Source organism: Streptomyces sp. CB01373 (assembly GCF_002803075.1).
Lineage (GTDB): Bacteria > Actinomycetota > Actinomycetes > Streptomycetales > Streptomycetaceae > Streptomyces.
Genome location: NZ_NNBK01000004.1, coordinates 362,525 through 384,765 on the forward strand (window position 1 = coordinate 362,525; position 22,241 = coordinate 384,765).

The 22,241-nt window shown below is 73.7% G+C and carries 21 protein-coding genes; 13 read left to right on the forward strand and 8 right to left on the reverse strand.

Annotated features, from left to right (window positions below; all coding sequences use genetic code 11):
* Positions 1-255: 255 nt before the first annotated feature.
* Positions 256-1,428 carry an acyl-CoA dehydrogenase family protein gene (locus tag CG719_RS08690; protein WP_100567927.1) on the forward strand — a complete coding sequence of 391 codons (1,173 nt, stop codon included), beginning with the start codon at positions 256-258 and terminating at the stop codon, positions 1,426-1,428.
* On the opposite strand, the gene CG719_RS36290 is transcribed toward CG719_RS08690, so the two are convergent.
* Together CG719_RS36290 and CG719_RS08700 are read right to left on the reverse strand one after the other, a co-directional pair.
* Entirely contained in the window at positions 1,391-1,642 is a 252-nt protein-coding gene (locus CG719_RS36290) for a hypothetical protein (RefSeq protein WP_100567928.1), read from the reverse strand. The two genes, CG719_RS08690 and CG719_RS36290, sit on opposite strands and share 38 nt — an antisense overlap.
* 180 nt (positions 1,643-1,822) lie before the next feature.
* Positions 1,823-2,269 carry a hypothetical protein gene (locus CG719_RS08700; protein WP_100567929.1) on the reverse strand — a complete coding sequence of 149 codons (447 nt, stop codon included), beginning with the start codon at positions 2,267-2,269 and terminating at the stop codon, positions 1,823-1,825.
* 235 nt (positions 2,270-2,504) lie between these two features.
* On the opposite strand from CG719_RS08700, the gene CG719_RS08705 reads away from it, so the two are divergent.
* The 4 genes from CG719_RS08705 (at position 2,505) to fxsA (ending at position 6,626) form a co-directional block, all read left to right on the forward strand.
* A complete protein-coding gene (locus CG719_RS08705) occupies positions 2,505-2,945 on the forward strand; it encodes an Lrp/AsnC family transcriptional regulator (RefSeq protein ID WP_100567930.1) in 441 nt (146 codons plus the stop codon).
* Positions 2,946-3,034: 89 nt separating this feature from the next.
* Entirely contained in the window at positions 3,035-4,639 is a 1,605-nt protein-coding gene (locus CG719_RS08710) for an amidohydrolase (protein WP_100567931.1), read from the forward strand.
* Positions 4,640-5,185: 546 nt separating this feature from the next.
* Complete coding sequence (locus tag CG719_RS08715; protein ID WP_199836563.1) at positions 5,186-5,986, forward strand: polyprenol monophosphomannose synthase; 801 nt, start codon at positions 5,186-5,188, stop codon at positions 5,984-5,986.
* Between the two features lie 85 nt (positions 5,987-6,071).
* Positions 6,072-6,626, forward strand: a complete 555-nt coding sequence (fxsA, locus tag CG719_RS08720) for an FxsA family membrane protein (RefSeq protein WP_100567933.1) — start codon at positions 6,072-6,074, stop codon at positions 6,624-6,626.
* Positions 6,627-6,777: 151 nt separating this feature from the next.
* Here fxsA and CG719_RS08725 read toward each other — a convergent pair whose 3' ends face one another.
* From CG719_RS08725 to yczE, 4 genes are all read right to left on the reverse strand, one after another.
* Positions 6,778-7,152, reverse strand: a complete 375-nt coding sequence (locus CG719_RS08725) for an RNA polymerase-binding protein RbpA (RefSeq protein WP_030677841.1) — start codon at positions 7,150-7,152, stop codon at positions 6,778-6,780.
* Between the two features lie 279 nt (positions 7,153-7,431).
* Positions 7,432-8,781 carry an MFS transporter gene (locus tag CG719_RS08730; RefSeq protein ID WP_100567934.1) on the reverse strand — a complete coding sequence of 450 codons (1,350 nt, stop codon included), beginning with the start codon at positions 8,779-8,781 and terminating at the stop codon, positions 7,432-7,434.
* Between the two features lie 73 nt (positions 8,782-8,854).
* Positions 8,855-9,622: a glycerophosphodiester phosphodiesterase gene (locus tag CG719_RS08735; protein WP_100567935.1), complete on the reverse strand. Its 768-nt coding sequence runs from the start codon at positions 9,620-9,622 to the stop codon at positions 8,855-8,857.
* A 17-nt stretch (positions 9,623-9,639) separates the two neighbouring features.
* Positions 9,640-10,269, reverse strand: coding sequence for a membrane protein YczE (yczE, locus tag CG719_RS08740; protein ID WP_100567936.1), 630 nt, complete (start codon positions 10,267-10,269; stop codon positions 9,640-9,642).
* A 100-nt stretch (positions 10,270-10,369) separates the two neighbouring features.
* On the opposite strand from yczE, the gene CG719_RS08745 reads away from it, so the two are divergent.
* Entirely contained in the window at positions 10,370-11,869 is a 1,500-nt protein-coding gene (locus CG719_RS08745) for an SCO1417 family MocR-like transcription factor (protein WP_100567937.1), read from the forward strand.
* Between the two features lie 37 nt (positions 11,870-11,906).
* Here CG719_RS08745 and CG719_RS08750 read toward each other — a convergent pair whose 3' ends face one another.
* Positions 11,907-13,484 carry a hypothetical protein gene (locus CG719_RS08750; protein ID WP_100567938.1) on the reverse strand — a complete coding sequence of 526 codons (1,578 nt, stop codon included), beginning with the start codon at positions 13,482-13,484 and terminating at the stop codon, positions 11,907-11,909.
* 40 nt (positions 13,485-13,524) lie between these two features.
* Positions 13,525-13,719: a hypothetical protein gene (locus CG719_RS08755; protein WP_100567939.1), complete on the reverse strand. Its 195-nt coding sequence runs from the start codon at positions 13,717-13,719 to the stop codon at positions 13,525-13,527.
* Positions 13,720-14,030: 311 nt separating this feature from the next.
* On the opposite strand from CG719_RS08755, the gene CG719_RS08760 reads away from it, so the two are divergent.
* From CG719_RS08760 to CG719_RS08795, 7 genes are all read left to right on the forward strand, one after another.
* Positions 14,031-14,423, forward strand: coding sequence for an ankyrin repeat domain-containing protein (locus CG719_RS08760; RefSeq protein ID WP_100567940.1), 393 nt, complete (start codon positions 14,031-14,033; stop codon positions 14,421-14,423).
* A gap of 324 nt (positions 14,424-14,747) precedes the next feature.
* Entirely contained in the window at positions 14,748-16,166 is a 1,419-nt protein-coding gene (locus tag CG719_RS08770; protein WP_100567942.1) for a hypothetical protein, read from the forward strand.
* A gap of 139 nt (positions 16,167-16,305) precedes the next feature.
* Positions 16,306-17,433, forward strand: coding sequence for a glycosyltransferase family 4 protein (locus tag CG719_RS08775; RefSeq protein ID WP_100567943.1), 1,128 nt, complete (start codon positions 16,306-16,308; stop codon positions 17,431-17,433).
* Positions 17,430-18,593 carry a glycosyltransferase gene (locus CG719_RS08780; RefSeq protein ID WP_100567944.1) on the forward strand — a complete coding sequence of 388 codons (1,164 nt, stop codon included), beginning with the start codon at positions 17,430-17,432 and terminating at the stop codon, positions 18,591-18,593. Before CG719_RS08775 ends, CG719_RS08780 begins: the two co-directional genes overlap by 4 nt.
* Positions 18,590-19,450, forward strand: coding sequence for an SGNH/GDSL hydrolase family protein (locus tag CG719_RS08785; RefSeq protein WP_100567945.1), 861 nt, complete (start codon positions 18,590-18,592; stop codon positions 19,448-19,450). The genes CG719_RS08780 and CG719_RS08785 overlap by 4 nt, the downstream gene beginning before the upstream one ends.
* Positions 19,451-19,738: 288 nt before the next feature.
* The gene (locus CG719_RS08790) at positions 19,739-21,265 is read left to right on the forward strand and encodes a hypothetical protein (RefSeq protein ID WP_100567946.1); all 1,527 of its coding nucleotides are present in this window, start codon (positions 19,739-19,741) and stop codon (positions 21,263-21,265) included.
* A gap of 52 nt (positions 21,266-21,317) precedes the next feature.
* A complete protein-coding gene (locus tag CG719_RS08795; RefSeq protein WP_100567947.1) occupies positions 21,318-22,196 on the forward strand; it encodes a hypothetical protein in 879 nt (292 codons plus the stop codon).
* The last annotated feature ends 45 nt before the right edge of the window (positions 22,197-22,241 follow it).

The following is a 22,241-nucleotide window of genomic DNA, read 5'->3' on the forward strand; positions in this document are numbered from 1 at the left end:
CACCCTAGGAGGACTAGACCAGTGGGTCAATGGTTCGGACCAATTTCAGGACCTGGGGATTTCCAGAAGTAAGCGCTCGTTAACCGGTGACTCGATGCCCCGGATCGGGCATACTCACAGCGCACAGCCGCTGGTCAGCAGCTACCGAGACCCAGGATCGCCGACACCCGGCTGGGCCCGAGAACGACCCCGGCGGAGCCGCCCCACCCAAGGCGCACATCCGCCGATGTGCCCGAAAGGGAGGAGAGCGTAGCCATGCCCGACCGCGCCCCGCAGCCGGTGGACCGGCAACTGCCCACGGAGGAGGCCCGGGATCTGATCTCGCTCGTCCGCGACATCGCGCAGCACGAGATCGTCCCGAAGGCCGCGGAGGAGGAGGACGCGGGACTCTTCCCGCGCGAGGTCTTCACCCTGCTCTCCCGCTCCGGACTGCTCGGCCTGCCCTACGACTCCGCGTACGGCGGAGGCGACCAGCCCTACGAGGTCTACCTCCAGGTCCTGGAGGAACTGGCCGCGGCCCGCCTCACCGTCGGCCTCGGCCTGAGCGTGCACACCCTCGCCTCCTACGGGCTCGCCGCCTACGGCACCAAGAAGCAGCAGGTGGAGCATCTGCCCGCGATGCTGGGCGGCGGCCTGCTCGGCGCGTACGCCCTCTCCGAGCCGGCCTCCGGTTCCGACGCCGCCTCGCTCAGCACCAAGGCGGTCCGGGACGGCGACGGCTGGGTGCTCACCGGGACCAAGTCCTGGATCACCCACGGCGGGATCGCCGACTTCTACACGGTGATGGCCCGCAGCGGAGAGCGGGGCCCGCGCGGCATCACCGCCTTCCTGGTGCCGGGCGACGCCGAGGGACTGAGCGCCGCGGCCCCGGAGAAGAAGATGGGCCTCAAGGGCTCGCCCACCGCGCAGATCCACCTCGACGGCGTCCGGGTCGGCGACGACCGGCGCCTGGGGGAGGAGGGGCAGGGCTTCGCCATCGCCCTGTCCGCGCTCGACTCCGGGCGGCTCGGCATCGCGGCCTGCGCCGTCGGCCTCGCCCAGGCCGCACTGGACGAGGCGGTCGGCTACGCCGCCGGACGGCAGCAGTTCGGGCGGCCGATCTCCGACTTCCAGGGCCTGCGCTTCATGCTCGCCGACATGGCGACGCAGATCGAGGCGGGCCGCGCGCTGTACCTGGCGGCGGCGCGGCTGCGGGACGCGGGTCTGCCGTTCGCGCGGCAGGCGGCCATGGCCAAGCTGTTCTGCACGGACACGGCCATGAAGGTCACCACGGACGCCGTCCAGGTGCTCGGCGGATACGGCTACACCACGGACTTCCCGACCGAGCGCTACATGCGCGAGGCCAAGGTCCTGCAGATCGTCGAGGGCACCAACCAGATCCAGCGGATGGTCATCGCCCGTCACGTAGCGGGTCCCGAGACCCGCTGAGCCGCGCGAGACCGGCCGGCGGCGCCGCCAGGCGGACCCACTCCGGGTCGTGCCGTCCCGGCAGGGTGCGGCCGCGGTCGGCCCAGGCGCGCATCAGGTCGCGGTAGATCGGCGGGTCCGCGGGCTGCGGAGGCACAGGCGGAACCGATTCTGCGGGCGGCGGCGGCACGAAGACCCGCCGCCGTCGTCCGGCTGCCGGATGCGTGGTGGTCATACCCGGGCAACGCGGAGTGCGGCGCACAGGTCACCACCCGGTGGAATCGAGCGTGAGTTCACCGGCGTCCGGGCCGACGGCCTCCGGGACGCGGGTGGGCTGTTCGGCACCACGGCGGCCTGCGTGCCAGGGCCGTGGCGCACGGACGGACGAGGGCGCCCGGCGCTGCCGCGGCGCCGCTCAGGCGGCGTACCGGTGAAGCTGCGGCACGCGCATCGGGCGGGAGCCCGGGCCGCCGACGTGCGAGAAGGGCTGCGTCCGCCAGTCGAGGCCCTGCGGGAGCGTCAGCAGCAGCGCGGTGTCCTGCTCCTGGGGGCCGACGGTCTCGTCCGCGGGCCGGGCCTCGGACGCCCAGAGGCCCGTACCGGCGCAGACCGTGAGCCCGAACGGGTTCCACGGCGAGGCGCACAGCGCGTGCTCCGGCAGCACCTCCTCGTCCGCCAGCAGGGCGATGGGCTGCGCGCACTCCGGGCACATCACCCGGTACATCTCGAAGGTGTCGTAGGCGTCGGCTTCCGCGCCGTCCACATCGTCGTCGGTATCGGATTCCAGCCACTCCGGCTGGAGTTCGACGACCGACTGCCGTCGCCTGGGCACAGAACGACCAGGGCGCTTGAGACTCTGCATGGGATTCTCCCCCTAAGGCTGGGCCGTGAAAGGCACTGCGGCCTCGACCACAGCAAGCACTTCCCGTCCGCTCTCGCCGGTAATCACGAGAGCATCACGCAGGGGCTTCGGGGCGTGTGGCGTTGGTCACATGCCGTGCGCAGGTGCCCGCCGTGGTGTGTTTGTCCGCCGACGGGACACGACCCGGGCCGCTGGGCTGTCCCGGGAGATCAGGCGCCCTGTAGGTTCTTGCGCCATGGAGGAGCTGGACCGACAGATCGTGCAGCTGCTCGTCAAGGACGGGCGGATGAGCTACACCGACCTGGGCAAGGCCACCGGCCTGTCCACGTCGGCCGTGCACCAGCGGGTGCGGCGGCTGGAGCAGCGCGGTGTCATCCGCGGCTACGCCGCGGTCGTCGACGCCGAGGCCGTGGGGCTGCCCATGACCGCCTTCATCTCGGTCAAACCCTTCGACCCCAGCGCCCCCGACGACATCGCCGACCGCCTGGCCGGTGTCCCCGAGATCGAGGCCTGCCACAGCGTCGCCGGAGACGAGAACTACATCCTCAAGGTGCGCGTCTCCACCCCGCACGAGCTGGAGGAACTGCTCGCCCGCGTGCGCACGTTGGCGGGCGTCTCGACCCGCACGACGGTGGTCCTCTCCACCCCGTACGAAGCCCGCCCGCCCCGCGTCTGACCCCGCCCGGCGGGCCTGCGGACGAGCTTCGAAGCGTGCCGGGGCGACCTGCGTGCCGGCGGGTTCGGGGGAGGCGGGAGACTGGGGGCATGAGTGAGCGTGCTGCCGAGGTCCGGACCGTCCTGCTGCGCCGGGGCGAGATCCACAGTCCCGCCGACCCGTTCGCGACCGCCATGGTCGTGGAGGCCGGCCAGGTGGCCTGGGTCGGCTCGGAGGGGGCGGCGGACGCGTTCGCCGACGGCGTCGACGAGGTGGTCGACCTGGACGGCGCACTCGTCACCCCGGCGTTCACCGACGCCCATGTGCACACCACCGCGACCGGCCTCGCCCTCACCGGTCTGGACCTGTCCGACGCGCCCTCCCTGGAGGCGGCGCTCGCCCGGGTACGGGACTTCGCCGCCGCCCGCTCGGACGACCGCGTCCTGCTCGGCCACGGATGGGACGCGGCCCGCTGGCCCGGCGGACGCCCCCCGGCGCGCGCCGAACTCGACGAGGCCACCGGCGGCCGGCCGCTCTACCTGAGCCGTATCGACGTGCACTCCGCGGTCGTCACCACGGCGCTGCTCGACCTCGTACCGGAGGTCCAGGGGCCCGTGGACGGCCCGCTGACCGCCGACGCCCACCACGCCGTGCGGGCCGCCGCGTTCGCCGCGGTCACCCCCGCCCAGCGCGCCGAGGCGCAGCGGGCCGCGCTCGCCCGCGCCGCCTCCCTGGGCATCGGTTCGGTGCACGAGTGCGGCGGCCCGCGCATCTCCTCCGAGGACGACTTCACAGGGCTGCTGCGGCTCGCCGCCGAGGAGCCGGGCCCGCGGGTCGTCGGCTACTGGGCGGAGGAGGACGTCGACAAGGCGCGCCGGCTGGGCGCCCATGGCGCCGCCGGCGACCTCTTCGTGGACGGCTCCATCGGCTCGCACACCGCCTGCCTGCACGCGCCGTACACGGACGCCGCCCACACCGGCACCGCCTACCTGGACACGGCCGCCGTCGCCGCCCACGTCGCCGCCTGCACCGAGGCGGGCCTCCAGGCGGGCTTCCACGCCATCGGCGACGCCGCCGTCACCGCGGTCGTCGACGGTGTGCGCGCCGCCGTCGAGAAGGTGGGCCTGGCCCGTGTGCGTGCCGCCCGGCACCGCGTCGAGCACGCCGAGATGCTCACCCCGGAGACCGTCGCCGCCTTCGCCGAACTCGGCCTCACCGCGTCCGTGCAGCCCGCCTTCGACGCCCTGTGGGGCGGCGAGGAGGGCATGTACGCCCGGCGCCTGGGCATCGAGCGGGCCCGGACGCTGAACCCCTTCGCGGCCCTGCTGCGCGCCGGCGTCCCCCTCGCCTTCGGCTCCGACAGCCCCGTCACACCGCTGGACCCGTGGGGCACGGTCCGGGCGGCGGCCTTCCACCGCACGCCCGAGCACCGCGTCTCCGTCCGCGCGGCGTTCACCGCGCACACCCGCGGCGGCTGGCGCGCGGTCGGTCGGGACGACGCGGGCATCCTCGTGCCCGGCGCCCCCGCCGACTACGCCGTCTGGAGCACCGGCGAACTCGTCGTCCAGGCCCCCGACGACCGGGTCGCGCGCTGGTCGACCGACCCGCGCTCGGGCACGCCCGGGCTGCCCGACCTCACTCCGGGGCGTGACCTGCCCGTCTGCCTGCGGACCGTGGTGGGCGGACGGACGGTGTTCGTACGGCCGGGCGAGTGATCTCCCGTGGGCGCACCGTGCCGCCCCGCGGCCGCCGCTCGGTCGCGCGACCTGCGCATCCTCCGCACCGGCCCGGTGGTCATGGGCGTTTGTACAGGTCAAGGCACTGGTTGACAGGCGACGGCAGCGGGCCGGTAGGTTCTGCCGGGTCCACCACCGGACGCCCGGCCGGGGAACTTCCGTACCCGCGTCACGGCGCCGCTGGGTCAGGGACGGTGTGCCGCACCGGGTCACCGTCGCTGGGAGCCAGGCTCAGCGCCCGCGTCCGCGAGGGAACGTTCCGGACGGTCGGCAAGGTGTGACCCGGGTGGGGCCCGGGCGCTCAGTAGACAACGGCTTTCGGTCGATCCGCAGCCAGCGGGTCCCAGGTCGGCCCGAAGAGCGCCGGGCCCCCATCCGCCGCACGGGCGGCTCCATGGCACGATCGAGGCGGGCGCTCTTACCCCCCTCTTGCCGAATCGACACCCCCGTACGCCTGCGATGTCACGTCCTCGCAGGCCGGGGACACTATGGTGGTCCCCTGCGTACGGACATGAAGGGGCAGCAGTGAACGACGGCGACGGCAACCCCGCGACCGGCTCCCGGGACAGGCGACTCGGCCCTCTCGGCACGGCCTTGGTGATCATTCCGACCTACAACGAGGCGGAGAACATCAAGACGATCGTGAGCCGGGTGCGCTCGTCCGTCCCCGAGGCGCACGTCCTCGTGGCCGACGACAACAGCCCCGACGGCACGGGCAAGCTCGCGGACGAACTGGCGGCCGAGGACGGGCACGTGCACGTGCTGCACCGCAAGGGCAAGGAGGGCCTCGGCGCCGCCTACCTCGCGGGGTTCCGCTGGGGCCTGGAGCACGACTACGGCGTCCTGATCGAGATGGACGCCGACGGCTCCCACCAGCCCGAGGAACTGCCCCGGCTGCTGACCGCCCTCAAGGGCGCCGACCTGGTCCTCGGATCCCGCTGGGTGCCGGGCGGACGCGTGGTGAACTGGCCGAAGTCCCGCGAGTTCATCTCCCGCGGCGGCAGCACCTACTCGCGCCTCGCCCTCGACCTGCCCCTGCGGGACATCACCGGCGGCTACCGCGCCTTCCGCCGGGAGACACTGGAGGGCCTGGGCCTGGACGAGGTCGCCTCGCAGGGCTACTGCTTCCAGGTCGACCTGGCCCGCCGCGCGGTGAAGGCCGGCTACCACGTCGTCGAGGTGCCCATCACCTTCGTCGAGCGCGAGCACGGCGACTCCAAGATGAGCCGGGACATCCTCGTCGAGGCGCTGTGGCGGGTCACCGCGTGGGGCGTGGGGGAGCGGGTGACCAAGATCACTGGCCGGGGCGGCAAGCCTCAGGCATAGGGTCCTTCGTCCGGATCCGGCCCGATCCGGACGAGAGGCACCGGCCCTTATCCGGCATTGAGCAGCCGCCAGGCACACTGGGAGCATGACGACTGGCGCTCCGACCTCTTCGTACTCCGCCCGGCCCCGGCGTTCCGGGCCCCGCCGGTACCTGCCGCTGGGCCTCGCGGTGTGGATCGTGCTGGAGATCTGGCTGCTGACGGTGGTCGCCGGAGCGGCGGGCGGGTTCACGCTCTTCGCGCTGCTGGTCGCCGGCGTCGTTCTCGGCGCGGTGGTGATCAAGCGTGCGGGCCGGCGTGCCTTCCAGAACCTCAACGAGGCACTCCAGCAGGGCGGCGCCCCCTCCGCGCGCCGTGGTGGCAACGGCCTGATGATGCTGGGCGGCCTGCTGCTGATGATTCCCGGTGTGATCTCGGACGTGGTGGGTCTGCTCCTGCTGCTTCCGCCGGTCCAGCAGGCCGTGAGCCGCTACGCCGGGCGGACCGTCGACCGCAGGCTGCGCGAGGCAGGCCCCGGCACGTTCGGCGACGCGTTCCAGCAGGTCCGCATCCACCGCCCCGACGGCAAGGTGGTCCAGGGCGAGGTGATCCGGGACGAGCCGGACGCCCCGGACGAGCAGCGCCCGCCGCTGACCCGGTGACCCCGGGGGCACCCCGGAACCCTGACACCGGGGGGGCACCCCGGAACCCGGAAGAAGACATGGCAGCGGGCGCCGTACAGAAATGTACGGCGCCCGCTGCCATGTGCATGCGTCGGCGTGCGCTGCGAATCGGCCCGGCCCCCGGCGGGGACTACGCGCTCTTGCGGCTGTCCCGGGGATGGACGGCGATGTTCATCGCGCCGGACCGCAGAACGGCGAGACGCTCCGCGAGGACCTCTTCGAGCTCCTCGCGGGTGCGCCGCTCCATCAGCATGTCCCAGTGCGTACGCGCCGGCTTCGCCTTCTTCTCCTCCGGCCCGTCGCCATCCACCAGGAGTGCCTGGGCCCCGCAGACCTTGCACTCCCACTCCGGCGGGATCTCCGCCTCGACCGAGAAGGGCATCTCGAAACGATGCCCCTTCTCGCATGCGTACTCCACGGCCTGGCGCGGAGCCAGGTCGATACCGCGGTCGGTCTCGTAGCTGGTCACCACGAGGCGCGTGCCGCGAAGAGCTCGCTCACTCATGAATCGTGCCTCCCGGGCTTGTCGCCCACAGGACAGGTGTCGCTGTCGTCGTCATCCGGTCAACGTCCGGTCGGCGGTAAAGATTCCCGTTCCGATGTCCCGTTCCGGGTCATGCGTCGCCGTCGTAGCCGCAGCCTTGTCAACCAGTGCAGTACCCACCGGCGCCCGGTTTGTCACATCTGTAAGTAGATGTCACCCAGCGTTTCGGCATCTTTGACACGCAGTAACGGTACGCCTGGCAGGCCAAACGCGTACACTACCGCCCTTTCGCCCCGAGCGCTAAATCCGCTCGGGAACCGGATTGCCCGCGTCGCTGATCGCGCGGCGCACCGGGACCCGGGCGAGCAGCACGAACCCGATCGCGAAGAACGCCACCAGCGAGATGATCGCGTCCCGGTAGCTGCCGGTGAGCTGGTAGGTGATCCCGAACAGCAGCGGTCCCAGCCAGCTCATGCCCCGGTCGCTCATCTCGTACGCCGAGAAGTACTCGGCCTCCTTGCCGGGCGGGACCAGATGCGAGAACAGCGACCGGGACAGCGCCTGGCTGCCGCCGAGGACCAGCCCGATCCCGGCGGCCAGCACGAAGAACCACATCGGCGCCCCGGCCGGCAGGAAGTAGCCGGCCGCCAGGATGACCGCCCACGCGGCCAGTGAGCCGAGGATCGTGCGCTTGGCCCCGTACCCGCGGGCCAGCCGTCCCATGCCGAGCGCCCCCGCCACCGCCAGCACCTGCACCATCAGCACCGCCGTGATGAGCGTCGACTGGCTCAGGCCCAGTTCACGGGAGCCGTACACCGACGCCTGCGAGATCACCGTCTGGATGCCGTCGTTGTAGACGAGGTAGGCGAGCAGGAAGGACAGGGTGAGCGGTTTGCCCCGCATGTCCTTGACGGTGGCGGCGAGTTGGCGCCAGCCGTGGACCCGTGCCGCGGCGGGGGCGGTGCGGCGGTCGCGCAGCCGCTTCAGCGGGACGAGCGTGAAGACGCCCCACCACAGACCGGCCGAGGCGAGGCAGATGCGCACGGCCATGGACTCGGAGACGCCGAAGGAGTCGTGGGCGGTGAACAGGACGAGGTTCGCCACCAGCACCAGTGAGCCGGCCGCGTAGCCGAAGGCCCAGCCGCGCGAGGAGACCGCGTCGCGCTCCTCGGGCGGGGCGATCTGCGGCAGGTAGGAGTTGTAGAGGACCATCGAGACGGCCACAGACGCGTTGGCGACGACCAGCAGCAGACCGCCCAGCAGATAGCGGTGGCCGTCCAGGAAGAACAGGCCCGCGGTGGCGCCGGCGCCCACATAGGCGGCGGCCGCGAGGAGCGGCTTCTTGCGGCCGGTGCGGTCGGCCGCCGCGCCGGCCATCGGCATCAGCGCGATCGCCACGATCACGGACGCCGAGACGCAGTACGCGAAGAACGACCCGGCCCGCACCGGGATGCCCAGCGGGTGCACGAACCCGTCCGGGTCCGCCGCCGACTCGGCCACCGCCGTGAGATAGGGGCCGAGGAACACGGTGAGCACGCTCGTCGAGTAGACGGAGCACGCCCAGTCGTAGAAGTACCATCCGTGCTGCTCGCGGCGCCGGTCGGCTGCCTCGTCGCCGGTCTGCCCCGCCCGCACGGTGTCACTGCCCACCCCGCGCCCTCGCTTCCCCGCTGGTTCCCCTGTTGCCGACGGTCCGCGAAGACGGACGGAGGTGTTCCGGGCCTCAGGCCCAGACGCCCCGCTCCTCCATGACCTTGCGCAACGTGTCGATGTGATCGGTCATGATGCCATCGACACCGAGGTCCAGGAGCCGGTGCATCAGCGCGGGTTCGTTGATCGTCCACACGTGCACGTGCAGCCCGCGTGCGTGGGCGGTGCGGACGAACCGCCGGTCGACCACCGGGACGCCGTACTGGGACACGGGCACCTGCGCGGCCACCGCGGACCGGCGCGGCACCGCCGGCAGGCCCCAGGAGCGCAGCCGCAGGGCCAGCACCCCGCGGGTGCCGTACGAGGTGGCGAGGCGCGGCCCGGCCAGCCGCTGCGCCCGGATCACGCGGGCCTCGGAGAACGAGCCGACGCAGACGCGGTCCCAGGCGTTCGTCCGCTCGATCAGGTCCAGCAGCGGGCGCAGGGCGGGCTCGGCCTTGACGTCGACGTTCCAGCGGACCTCGGGGAAGGCCTCCAGGAGCTCCTCGAAGAGCGGCACCGGCTCCCGGCCCGCCACGCGCGCCTGGCGCACGTCGTCCCACGGCAGGTCGGCGATGCGGCCCGCGCCGTCGGTCACCCGGTCCAGGGTCGCGTCGTGGAAGGCGGCGAGCCGGCCGTCCGCCGTGGCGTGGACGTCGGTCTCCATGTAGCGGTAGCCCAGTCCGGCCGCGCGCCGGAACTGCGCCATGGTGTTCTCCAGCCCGTCGGCCGCCCCGCCGCGGTGCGCGAACGGGATGGGTCCCGGATGGTCGAGGTAGGCGTGGCGTACGGGCGTGGTCACGGACGCAGTATGGCTCGTCAGGGTGTCCCGGCGGCAACGGCGTTGTCTCCGGCCGGCGCCGGAAGGGCGAACAGCCGCAGGAAGAACTGGGCCAGCGGCCCGATGGAGATCGCGTACAGCACCGTGCCGACGCCGATCGTGCCGCCGAGGGCGAAGCCGGTGACCACGACCGCCACCTCCACGGCCGTCCGCATCAGGCGGATCGAGCGGCCGGTGCGCTGGTGCAGTCCCGTCATCAGCCCGTCGCGGGGACCGGCCCCGAAGCGGGCGGAGATGTAGAGGCCGGTGGCCACTCCGTTGAGCACGATGCCCGCCACGAGCAGCGGAACCTGGACTGCGAGGGTGCGGGCGTCGGGCAGCAGGGCGAGAGTGCCGTCCATGGCGAGGCCGACGACGAAGACGTTGGAGACCGTGCCGAGGCCGGGGCGCTGGCGCAGCGGGACCCACAGGAGCAGCACGACCGCGCCGACGATGATCGCGACCGTGCCGATCGTCAGGCCGGTCAGTTCGGACAGGCCCTGGTGCAGCACGTTCCACGGTTCCAGACCCAGGCCCGCCCGGACGAGGAGTGCGGAGCTCGCGCCGTACAGCACGAGGCCGGCGTAGAGCTGGATCAGTCGACGCCCTAGGCGGGCGGGTGCGGACAAAACGTTCCCCCTGGTGGTGGAAGTGGCCTGGTGGATGACACTCTGTGGCGGGGGGAGATGTTCCATCCATGGCCAATTCGAGGAAGGTGGACTGGTCGTCATGGCGCAGTGGACCTCGGCGGTGGGAGCCGCGCAGCTCGCTCGGCTGCTCAAGTCCCAGCAGGAACGCCCGGCGGGCCCGGGTTCACGCCGCCCGCCCGCCTACCGCGCGCTCGCCGACGGCATCCGGCTGCTGGTGCTCGAAGGGCGGGTTCCGGTGGCCGCCCGGCTGCCCGCCGAGCGCGAACTCGCCCTGTCCCTCTCCGTCAGCCGCACCACGGTCGCCGCCGCGTACGAGGCCCTGCGCACCGAGGGCTTCCTGGAGTCCCGGCGCGGCGCGGGCAGCTGGACCGCCGTACCGGCCGGGAATCCGCTGCCCGCGCGGGGACTGGAACCCCTGCCGCCTGAGGCACTGGGCTCGGTGATCGACCTGGGCACCGCGGCGCTGCCGGCCCCGGAGCCGTGGCTCACCCGCGCCGTGCAGGGCGCGCTGGAGGAACTGCCGCCGTACGCCCACACCCACGGCGACTATCCGGCCGGGCTGCCCGCTCTGCGGTCGATGATCGCGGAGCGCTACACCGCCCGCGGGATCCCCACCATGCCCGAGCAGATCATGGTGACGACCGGTGCCATGGGCGCCATCGACGCCATCTGCCACCTCTTCGGGGGCCGCGGCGAGCGCATCGCCGTCGAGTCGCCGTCCTACGCCAACATCCTCCAGCTCATGCGGGAGGCGGGCGCCCGCCTCGTGCCCGTCGCCATGGCCGAGGGACTCACCGGGTGGGACCTGGACCGCTGGCGCCAGGTGCTGAGGGAGGCCGCGCCCCGGATCGCCTACGTCGTCGCCGACTTCCACAACCCGACCGGCGCGCTCGCCGACGAGGAGCAGCGGCGCCGGCTGGTCGAGGCGGCCCGCTCGGCGGGGACGGTGCTCGTCGTCGACGAGACGATGAGCGAGCTGCACCTGGATCCGGGGCTGGAGATGCCGCGGCGGGTGTGCGCCTTCGACCCGGCCGGATCCACGGTGATCACCGTCGGCTCGGCCAGCAAGGCCTTCTGGGCCGGGATGCGTATCGGCTGGGTGCGGGCGGCCCCCGACGTGATCCGCAGCCTGATCGCCGCCCGGGCCTACGCCGACCTGGGCACCCCCGTGCTGGAGCAACTGGCCGTGAACTGGCTGTTCAGCACCGGGGGGTGGGAGGAGGCCTTGGAGGTCCGGCGGGGCCAGGCCCGCGACAACCGGGACGCGCTGGTGGCGGCGGTCCGGCGCGAGCTGCCCGAATGGGAGTTCGAGGTGCCCGGCGGCGGGCTCACGCTGTGGGTGCGCACCGGCGGCCTCTCGGGCTCCCGCGTCGCCGAGGCGGGCGAGCGGGTGGGCGTCCGTGTCCCCTCCGGCCCGCGCTTCGGCGTCGACGGGGCCTTCGAGGGCTATGTCCGGCTGCCGTTCACGGTCGCGGGAGCGGTGGCGGAGGAGGCGGCGGCACGCCTCGCGGCGGCGGCCCGGCTGGTGGAGGCGGGAACCTCCGGAGGGAGCGAGTCCCCTCGCACGTTCGTCGCCTGAGCGTGCGGCTCCTCGGGGCCCGTGAGGGCCCGGGCCCTCACGAGGGCTCCGCGACCGCTTCCGTCACGGCCTCCAGGGGCTCCGGAACCCGCTCCCCGTCGGCCGGTGTGGTCTTCGGCGGCAGGAGATCGAGCACGGCCTGCCGATGGGCGTCGCTCGTCGCGTCGTCGTAGGGGTCGGGCGTGGCAGGCACCTGGAGCCGGTGGACCGGCTTCGTCCCCAGCCGGGCGTACCCGCGTCCGGCCGGGACGACGGGCGGCGGCGTCGTGTGCGGCGGCGCCCCCAGCACCGCCTTGAGCTGTTCCGCCGTCGCCGGCCCGAGCACGACACGCGCGCGCGTGTGCTGCCGTACCGCGTCGCTCAGCGCCTCCGCGCAGTCGAACTGCTCGGCCAGGACCACCGCCACGCCGACCGCGCGTCCGTGCCGCAGCGGCACCTGGAGCAGCGCCTGCGGATCCTTGCGGCCGTCCGCGGCGGCCAGGTGCGTGAACGCGGTGGGCCGGTCGAGCAGCAGCCACAGCGGCCGCCTGGTGTCCTCCGGCGGCGGATGGCCCGCCTGCCGCGCGCGGTTGACGGCGATCAGCCGGCGCTCGGTCTCGGTGGCCGCCCACTCCAGGCTCGCCAGCACCCCGGCCAGCCCGCACTCGACCGCGAGCACCCCGTCCCGGCCGGTCAGGCAGGCGAACTCGCCGGTGGCGCCGCCGTCCACGATCAGTACGTCGCCGTGCTGGAGGGACTGGAGCGCGATGGAACGCAGCAGCGTCGAGGTGCCGCTGCCCGCCGGGCCCAGGGCCAGCAGGTGCGGCTCGGTGGAGCGCAGGCCGGTGCGCCAGACGACCGGCGGCACGTCGCGCTGCTCCTCGCCGTAGCCGAGGGGGAGCGTGCGCTGGACCTCGGTGGGGTCGGTGAAGCCGAGTACGGTCTCGCCCGGCGCCGTGACGAAGCGCTGCGCGGCGATGTCCGTGGGCAGCGGGGCGAGCGCGGTGAAGGTGAGCTGGTTGCCCTCCTCGTCCCAGGAGAAGAGGTACTCGCGGCCGCGGCCGGCCTTGACGGTGAGCAGGTGCTCGATCCGCGCGCGGGACTCGGCCTCGCCGTCGGTGAAGTACGCGGGGTACCGGATCGCCAGGTGGCGCACGCGCCCCGAGTCGTCGAACTCGAAGACGGGGAACGCCTTCTCCCACGCGCCGCCGTGCGCGTACAGCGGTGCCGGGTCCTCGGTGGCCGAGAAGTAGGGAACCAGGGCCTCGTACAGGGAGGTCAGTCGCTGGACGCGCGATTCGTCCGGGCCCTCGGGCTTCGGCGGGGTGCGGTCGCGGCCGTGCCAGGCCGCTGCCGCCATGAGCACGATGGCGGCGAGCAGCGGGCCGTACGGCACCAGCGCCACGACCAGGAACAGCGACGCCACGAGGAACATCAGCGGGCCGCGCCGGTCCTTCGGTGTGTCCGACCACTTGCGCCGTCCGGCCGAGGCCAGCCGGCGCAGACCACGCGTGATGGTGATCAGCGGGTGGAGGACGTCGGTGGCGCTGTCCGCCGCCGTCCGTGCCAGCTCCCGGCTCCGGGTGAGCTGCGCGCTGCCTGTGCTCAGAATGCGGGGGAGGGGGCGCCGGGCCACTGCTGCCTCCTGGAGGTGCGTACGGGAGGGACGGACGTCGTCAGAACCTCATGCCGCCCAGAAGGCTCGCCAGACTCTCGCCGCCGGCCTTGATGCTCGGGGCGATGGCCGTGCTCGAGAGGTAGAAGCCGAACATGGCGGACACGCACGCGTGCGACGGCTTCAGTCCGTCCTTGCGGAAGAAGACGACAGTGACGATGCCGAACAGGATCACGCCTGAGACGGAGAGGATCATGGGAGGTCTCCTGGTGTCGAGTGGGGACAGTCACCCTAGGTTCTTCCAGCATCACAGCATGTATCCATATGACAAAAGGTGCAAATGGGTGAATTTCGTTCGATTTCCTTCGGCTGGCGGAGTCCCCTGGGGTACCTGAGCGGCACTGTGGCGTCCGACCGTGTCCGTGGTGATCATTACCTCGGGCACCCCCGGTCATGTGGCGCACAAGCCAGTACGCTGGCGATTCACCCGTACGGCCGACCAGCGCGGACCGCCGTACGCTTGCTCCCCGCAGTACCGAACGTTCGCAGTGAGAGGCGGTCCGGCCGATGAGTGAAGCCCCCGACCCCGAGGTCGTGGAGCTGGCGACCAAGATCTTCGATCTGGCCCGGCAGGGGCGGACCGAGGCCCTCGTGGCGTACGTCGACGCGGGCGTCCCGGCCGACCTCACCAACGACCGCGGCGACTCCCTGGTGATGCTCGCCGCCTACCACGGCCACGCGGCCGCCGTCCGCGCGCTGCTGGCCAGGGGCGCCGACGCCGACCGCGTCAACGACCGGGGCCAGACCCCGCTCGCCGGAGCGGTTTTCAAGGGCGAGCAGGAAGTGATCAAGGCCCTCCTGGAGGGCGGCGCGGACCCGTCCGCCGGCACCCCCTCGGCCGTCGACACGGCCCGGATGTTCGGCAGGGCGGAGCTCCTGGAGATGTTCGGCGAGAACTGATCCCCGGGCCGCGAGCAGTTCGCTTCGGCCCTCCTGACCAGGAACGACACGAACAACGGGGGAGGCGGTACGGGGCCGCCGGAAATTTCGGTCGCGGCAGCGCGGGCGCCGGGTCATCATGACGTCGTGGTTCACGGACGCGATGGCTGGGCAGGTGTTGCCGCACCGCGTGGGCCGTGATCCGGCCCGCATGGGCCACCGACGAGAGGCAGAGGAAGATGGTCTACAGCAAGCAGCGGACGGCGGGCGCCCCGACGTGTTGTCGCGCGGCCAGGTAGTGCGAGATCCCCGGTTGCGTCGACGCTTGATGTGAGGCTGTTTCCCATGTTCGATCCGGTCATAGCGCCCAGCGGTACGCTGCTCGGCCTGCTTCAGCGGGGCCGCGGCGACGGCACGCTGCACGCGCTCACCGCCCCCCGCGCCGAGGCGCTGGCGGCACTGAACCACTGCGTGCTGGGCGACCCCCGCCACGACTGGCAGGTGGAGAACCGCTCCCTCTACTACGCCCGGCTCTTCCTCGACCTCGACGGCGAACTGGACCGGATCGAGGAGCACCTCCTCGACCCCGAGGACGCTCTCGACACCGACGAGTCACGCACCGGACTCGCCCTCGCCGTGCTCGGGCACCTCGCCTCCTACGGCAGGCGCGACGCGCTCGCCCTGCTGCGCCGGTACGCCGCCACGGGCGCCAACTGGGCCTGGGCCCTGGACGAACTGGCACTCAGGGACGACGACGCGGGGCTGCGTGCCCTCGCCGCGCCGGTCCTCGCGCGCTTCTCCACCGACGCCGAGGGCCAGGCCGAGCTGGCCGCCGCGGTGCGTGACGCCTTCGAGCCCCGGCCGTGGCGGCTGTGGGCCGACGACCCACGCGAGTCGGTCGCCACGCGCGTGCGTGCCGCGCACGAGACAGGTTCCTTCGACCTCTGGCAGCGGCAGATGCGTCCCGCCGGACCCCGGCCCGGGTGGAGCGTGCAGGCGGTGTTCGACTGGGCCCAGCAGGGCGCCGAACGCGGCGCGGCCCGCCATGTCCCGGCCGCCCGCTGCCTCACCGCCGTCGCGGGACCCGAGGACCGGCCCGAGATCCTGCGCGCCGCCCGGGCCGGCACCGACGCGGCCCGCTGTACCGCCCTGCGCTACCTCGCCGACGGCGACGACCCCGAGGCCCCGGACCTCATCGAGTCCGCGGTGTCCGACGGCTCGGCCACCGTGGTGGAGGCCGCCGTCGACGCCTTCGAACGCATGCGCGGCGCCGCCGCCGTCGACCGGGCGCGCGGCTGGGCCCGCCGCCCCGACCCGCTCGGCGCCGCCGCCGGACGTGTGCTCGCCTGCCGCGGCACGGTCCGGGACCGCGACCTCGTCCTCGCCGCCCTGCGGGAGGCGGTCCGGGGCGAAGGCCCCGACGCGCCCACCCTGTGGACCCTGGTCGACGGCGCCGGACGTCTCGGCATCACCTGCGCCGCGCCCGTCCTGCGCCACATCTACCGCGAGACCGCCTCCTCCCATCTGCGCGGCCGCGCCGCCCGCGCCCTCGCCGCCACCGACCCCTCCTTCCCCGCCGGATTCGCCGTCGAGTGCCTGTGGGACTGCGAGGAGACCACCCGCGAGATCGCCGCCCGGCACGCCGAGACCGGCGACACGCGCGTCGTCGAGCGACTGCGCAGGCTCGCCGCCGACCCGGCCGAGGAGGACGAGGTCCAGACCGCCGTACGCAGCCGGATCGGACCGGACGCGCCCGCCGCGTGAACCCCCGGTGACCCGGGAGCCAGGAGCGCGTGGCCGGGGGCGGTCCCACAGGGCCGCACAGCCCAACGCTCATGGGACGTTCCACGCCAGGAAAGATCCACGTTGACGCGGGCACGTCCGGCACGGCGACAACACCGGTATGCGTGTCGTCATCGTGACCGAATCCTTTCCCCCCGATGTGAACGGCGTGGCCCACTGCGCGCTCCAGACCGCCCGGCACCTCGTCGATCGCGGTCACGCCCCCCTCGTCGTGGCTCCCGCCACCGCCGCCTCGACCGGGCCCGACGCCCTCGCGCCGTGCCCCGTCGTCCGCGTCCCCTCCCTCCCGCTCCCGGGCTATCCCCAGGTCCGCGTCGCCCTGCCCAGCCGGCGCGTCGCGGCGGCGCTAACCGAGCACCGCGCCGACCTCGTCCACCTGGCCGGCCCCTTCGTCCTCGGCGTCCGCGGCATGGCCGCCGCCGCCCGGCTCGGCATCCCCGCCGTCGCCGTCTACCAGACCGACCTCGCCGGCTACGCCCGCACCTACATGGGCGCCGGCGAGGCGGCCGCCTGGCGGCGCATCCGTTCCGTCCACGCCGCCGCCGACCTCACACTCGCCCCCTCCAGCGCCGCCCTGCAGGACCTGGAGGCGCACGGCGTGCCCCGGGTCAGGCTGTGGGGCCGTGGAGTGGACACCGTCCGCTTCCGTCCCCGGCACCGCGACGAGGCACTGCGCCGTGAACTCGCCCCGAACGGTGAGCTGATCGTCGGCTACGTCGGCCGGCTCGCCGCCGAGAAGCAGGTGGAACTGCTCGCCGGGGTCTGCGGGATGAACGGCGTACGGGTCGTCGTGGTGGGCGACGGGCCCAGCCGGCCCCAGCTCACCGAGGCCCTGCCGGGCGCCGTCTTCCTGGGCCGCCGCACCGGCGACGACCTCGCGCGGGTCTTCGCCTCGCTGGACCTCTTCGTGCACACCGGGCCCTTCGAGACGTTCTGCCAGACCGTGCAGGAGGCCATGGCCTCCGGGGTGCCCGTCGTCGCACCCGCCGCGGGCGGCCCGCTCGACCTGGTCGACCACGGTCGCACCGGGTTCCTGGTCCCGCCGCGCGACGCGGCCGCCGTACGCGACGCCGTGTGGGCGCTGGCCGCCGACCCGGCGCTGCGGGCATCGCTCGCCGCGGCCGGCCGCACCGCGGTCGAGGGGCGCACCTGGGCGGCGATCGGCGACCAGCTCATCAACCACTACGAGGACGTGCTCGCTTCCCGGCGGACGGCGGTGGCGGCATGAGCACCGCTCCGCTCACCCTCGTGCGGCTCGCGAACTTCGTCGCCCCCGCCTCCGGCGGACTGCGCACCGCCCTGCGCGAACTCGGCAAGGGCTACAAGGCGGCCGGCCACGAACCGGTGCTGATCGTCCCCGGCGACCGCCACACCGACCAGGAGACCGAGCAGGGCCGGGTGATCACCCTGCCCGGGCCGTTGCTGCCCGGCACCGGCGGCTACCGCGTCCTCACAAACAGGCGGCTGGTCGCCTCCCTCCTGGAGGAGCTCGCACCGGACCGCCTCGAGGTCTCCGACCGCACGACGCTGCGGTGGACCGGCCAGTGGGCCAGGCGCGCCCGGGTCCCGGCCGTGATGGTGTCCCACGAGACCGCCGACGGTGTGCTGCGCACCTGGGGCGTGCCGCAGGCCCTGTCCCTGCGGGCCGCCGACGCCCTCAACCTCCGTACCGCGCACACCTACGCGCGCGTGGTGTGCACCACCGAGTTCGCCGAGCGCGAGTTCGTGCGCGTCGGCGCGCGCAACGTCGTACGCGCGCCCCTGGGCGTCGACCTGGTGGAGCGGCACCCCGCACTGCGGGACGCGGCACAGCGCGCCCGGCACGCGCGCGACGACGAGACGCTGCTGGTGATGTGCTCCCGGCTGTCCGTGGAGAAGCGGCCCGGCAACGCCCTGGACGCGCTGGAGGCGCTCCTGCGGCGCGGACGGCGGGCGGTACTGGTGGTGGCCGGGGACGGTCCGCTGCGGGCGCGCCTGGAGCAGCGGGCCCGCGAGCGGGCGCTGCCGGTCACCTTCCTCGGGCACGTCCGCGACCGCGGCGGGCTCGCCGCGCTCCAGGCCTGCGCCGACGTGTGCCTGGCACCCGGGCCGGCCGAGACCTTCGGGCTCGCCGCGCTGGAGGCGATGGCCTGCGGCACCCCCGTGGTGGCCAGCGCTTCCTCCGCGCTGCCCGAGGTGATCGGCTCGGCCGGCGACACCGCGGCCGACCACGGCGAGGCGTTCGCCGACGCCGTGGAGGGCCTGCTGGCGCGCCCGGAGCGGGAGCGGCGCGAGGCCGCACGCGCGCGTGCGGAGTGCTTCGGGTGGACGGCCTCCGTGGATGCGTTCCTCGCCGCGCACGACGTCCCGGCACCCGCACGGCGCCCGCAGTCGGAGGGCGTGGCATGAGACCCGTGCGCTTCGCCGCCCTCGGCGACTCGCTGACCGAGGGCGTCGGCGATCCCACGGGCGACGGATGGCGCGGCTGGGCGGCCCTGCTCGCCGGTGGCCTCGCCGAGCGGCCCACGGGCGTGGAGTTCACCAACCTGGCGGTCAGCGGGGCGCAGACCCGTGACGTGCTGGAGCGGCAGACTCCGGCCGGGCTCGACCTGCGCCCGGACGTCGTGTCGGTCGTCGTCGGTGTCAACGACACACTGCGCCGCACCTTCGACATCCACGCCGTGGCAGCCCGACTCGACCAGGTCTACGCGGCCTTCACGCGCCGGGGCGCGGTCCTGCTGACGGCCTGTCTGCCCGACCCCGGCGCGATGCTCGGCCTGCCCGGCGCGCTGGCCCGCCCGCTGGCCCGGCGGCAGCGTGCGGTCAACACGGTGGTGCACGCCCTGTCGGAGCGGTACGGGGCCGTGCACCTGCACGCCGACGCGGGCCGGTGGCTGACCGACCGCGCGATGTGGAGCGCGGACCGGCTGCACCCGGGGGAGCGCGGGCACCGCCAACTCGCCGTCCGCTTCCACGCGTTGCTCGCGGAGACGGGCATGGCGAACGGACCCGCCCCCTCGCCCGAGCCGGAGTTCCCCGCGCCCACCAGGTCGGCGAGCCTGTGGTGGCTGGCCACGGCGGGCACCGGCTGGGTGGCCCGCCGCTGCACCGACCTGCTGCCCCAGCTCCTCACCCTGGCCGCCGACGAACTCCACCACCGGGCCCGCGGCACCAGCACCCGCCTCGACCTGCGGTCGTCGGCATCGGTGTCGGCGGCGCTGGCGGCGCTGGCGGTACCGGAGCGGCCCGAGCCTGAACCCGCTTGAGCCGGACCGGGAGCCGCGCCGGGGCTCACGCACGGGCCGGGTGTCGTGCGTCACGGCTCATGCCTCGACCCCGCGCGGACGAGCCGGTGTCTCCAGTGGACGCCGCGCCGCCCTCGCCCGCCTCGTCGCGGGCGACCCGACCCGGCCGACGGCAGCCGACGGGCCGTGCCCCAGCCGCGACCGGATCGGTCCTCCGGGCGCGCCCGAGAGCGGGTGCGAAGACGCACGGCGCCGGCCTCGTCCGCGCCGTTTGGATCCTTGTCGGACCAAGGACCTAATCTGTGCACCGTGACTTCGCCTGCATCGACGGACAGCGTTCCGCCCCAGCTCAGCGCGGGGCCGCGCCCCGCCCTGGGGCCGGCCGCCGACGAGGGGCTGGCGCGGCGGCTGCGCGCGCTCGCCTGCACCGCGCCGCTGCACGACCTGGACGCCCGCAAGGCCAATCTCGCCGGCGAGTACTCGGTGTACGGCATGGCGGAGGTCGCGCTCGCCGCCATCGACCTCGTCACCCTCAACATGGACTTCGACACCGGCGCCGACCACGACCAGGTCGTGGCCCGGCTCGTCCCGCGCGTCGCCGCACAGGCCCCGCGGCGCCCGGCAGGCGAGCACGAGCGCGTGGCCCGCTGGGTCCTGGAGAACCTGATCAACGTCGGCAGCGTCGACCGCGGCTTCCGCGCGGTGTACGGCACCTTCGGCCCGGACGGCACGTATGTGCGCCGCGACTACGACTTCAAGCTGGTCGAGGAGGTCCCCGGCCCCGGCGGCACCGTCTACCTGCGCACGACGGACGAGGCGGTCAACGTCCTCGTCGGCGCCCTCGACACGGACGTCACCAGCGCCCAGATCGCCGCCGAGGTCAAGCTGGAGGTGCTGATCAGCCGGGGCCGCCTCGCGGACGCGCAGCTTGCCGCCGAACAGGCCCGCTACCGGACCGTGCAGTACGCGGAGACCCTGCGCAGGGCCCTCGAGGCGACCCGGCGCAACGTCCGCGCGGTGGACTGGCTCGGCGCGGTCCCCGACATGATCGCCGAGGCACTGGACCACGTCGCCGACCGCTACCGCCACGAGAACGCGATCCTGACCAACATCCGCAAGGCGCGCGACGAGTCGGAGGAACCCGAGCACAAGCGCCGCGCCGCCGAACTGGTCGACATCGTCAAGGACTGCATCCGCAGACACACCCAGTTGCAGTCCCGGCTCCTCGATGCCGGCCCCCTGTTCCGCGCCGAGCAGGACCGGCAGGCCTTCGCCACCCCGCTGACAACCTCCGGTACCGACCTCTACGGCCATCTGCTCGCGCCCACCCTCCCGCTGCCGCTGGAGCAGGCGATCCGGGTCACGGACGCCTTCTTCGCGCGCGGGACCGGGCTGCGCACTCCGGTGTCCGTCCGCGTCGCCGACCTCGTGGACATCCTGCTGACGCCGCCGGTCGAGCGGGAGCACCTGGGCGTCGAGATGCCCGAACCCGACCTGATCGCCACCCCGGACGACAGTCGGTTCAGCGAGGAGCAGCTCGCGGCCGCCAGGGAACTCCTCGACCTGCCGGCCGACGCCCCCCGGCGGTTGTCGGGCCTGCTCGCCGAGGCCCGCGACAAGGACCCCGACCTGCCGTACCTGGTCGCCCTGCTGGCCGTCCACGCGGCCAGCCCCCCGGTCGGCACCGCCTACCGGCAGGGCGAGGAGAAGCTGCTGTTCGCCGTGGACGACGGGACCGAACTGGACGATCAGGAGTTCGGCGGCGCCGACCTCATCGTCGGCACGGCACTGCTGGACGCGGCGGGCATGGCGGCCGACCGGACGGAGGCGGCGTGAGCCCCGCCGGCAACCGTACGTACGAGCGACACCCCAGCAAGGAGCCCCAACCGTGACCGAGCACGTCGACCGGAGTGAGCCGGAAGCCGCAGGCGCGCCCACGGCGGTCGCCGTCACACCCGCCGACGCCGCCGACGCGGCCCGGCTCGTCGCCTTCGGGCTCCAGCCCAAGCTGCAGCCCGCCCGCGACCAGGAGTACGCGGATCTGCTGCGCCGCCACCGCGAGGACCCGGCGTTCGCACGGCTCGCGGACGCCGTGGCCGCCGGACTCGGGCTGGTCGTCCTTGAAGTGTCCCCGCGCGCGGGGATGGCGGTCACCGCCGCCGAGGACTCGGTGTTCGCCGTCCGTATGAGCGACTACGCGCGCCGCACGGCCGCCGACTCCGGCGACCGCTTCCTGCACGGACTGGCCCACCTCGCGGTCGCCGCCCTGGCGTTCCCGCGCCCCGAGGACCTCGCCGACGACGGCTACATCGGGCGCGTCACCGTCAACGGCGTCGACGCCTTCGTCCGCCAGGCCTGCCGCCGCCTGGAGGAACGCGCCGAGCAGCAGGGCGAGAACACCGACCCGGCCACCGACGCGCCCGGGCTTGAGGCCGCCTGGCGGATCTGGGCCAGACGCAGCGCGACCGGCGCCACCAAGGACGCGCGCCGCCCGGCCGCCTCGACCACGGGCATCGTGGCCAAGGCCCTGGCGTTCCTGACCGACTCAGGATTCCTCCAGCGCACCGGCGACGAGAGCGGCGGCACGTACCGCACGACGGCCCGCTACCAGCTCCAGGTGCGCGACATGGCGGGCAGCGCCGCCCTGGCCGAACTCCTCGAACTGGGCGTCGTCCCGGTCACCGGCGGCACCCCGAGCCTGCTGCCCGCCGAGGACACCGACGACCTGGACCTGGTGGCCGACGCGGGGCTGCCGTTCCACTCCTGAGGTCCGAGGCCCCGCCGCCTCCCGCCACCCCCGTCCGCACGAAGC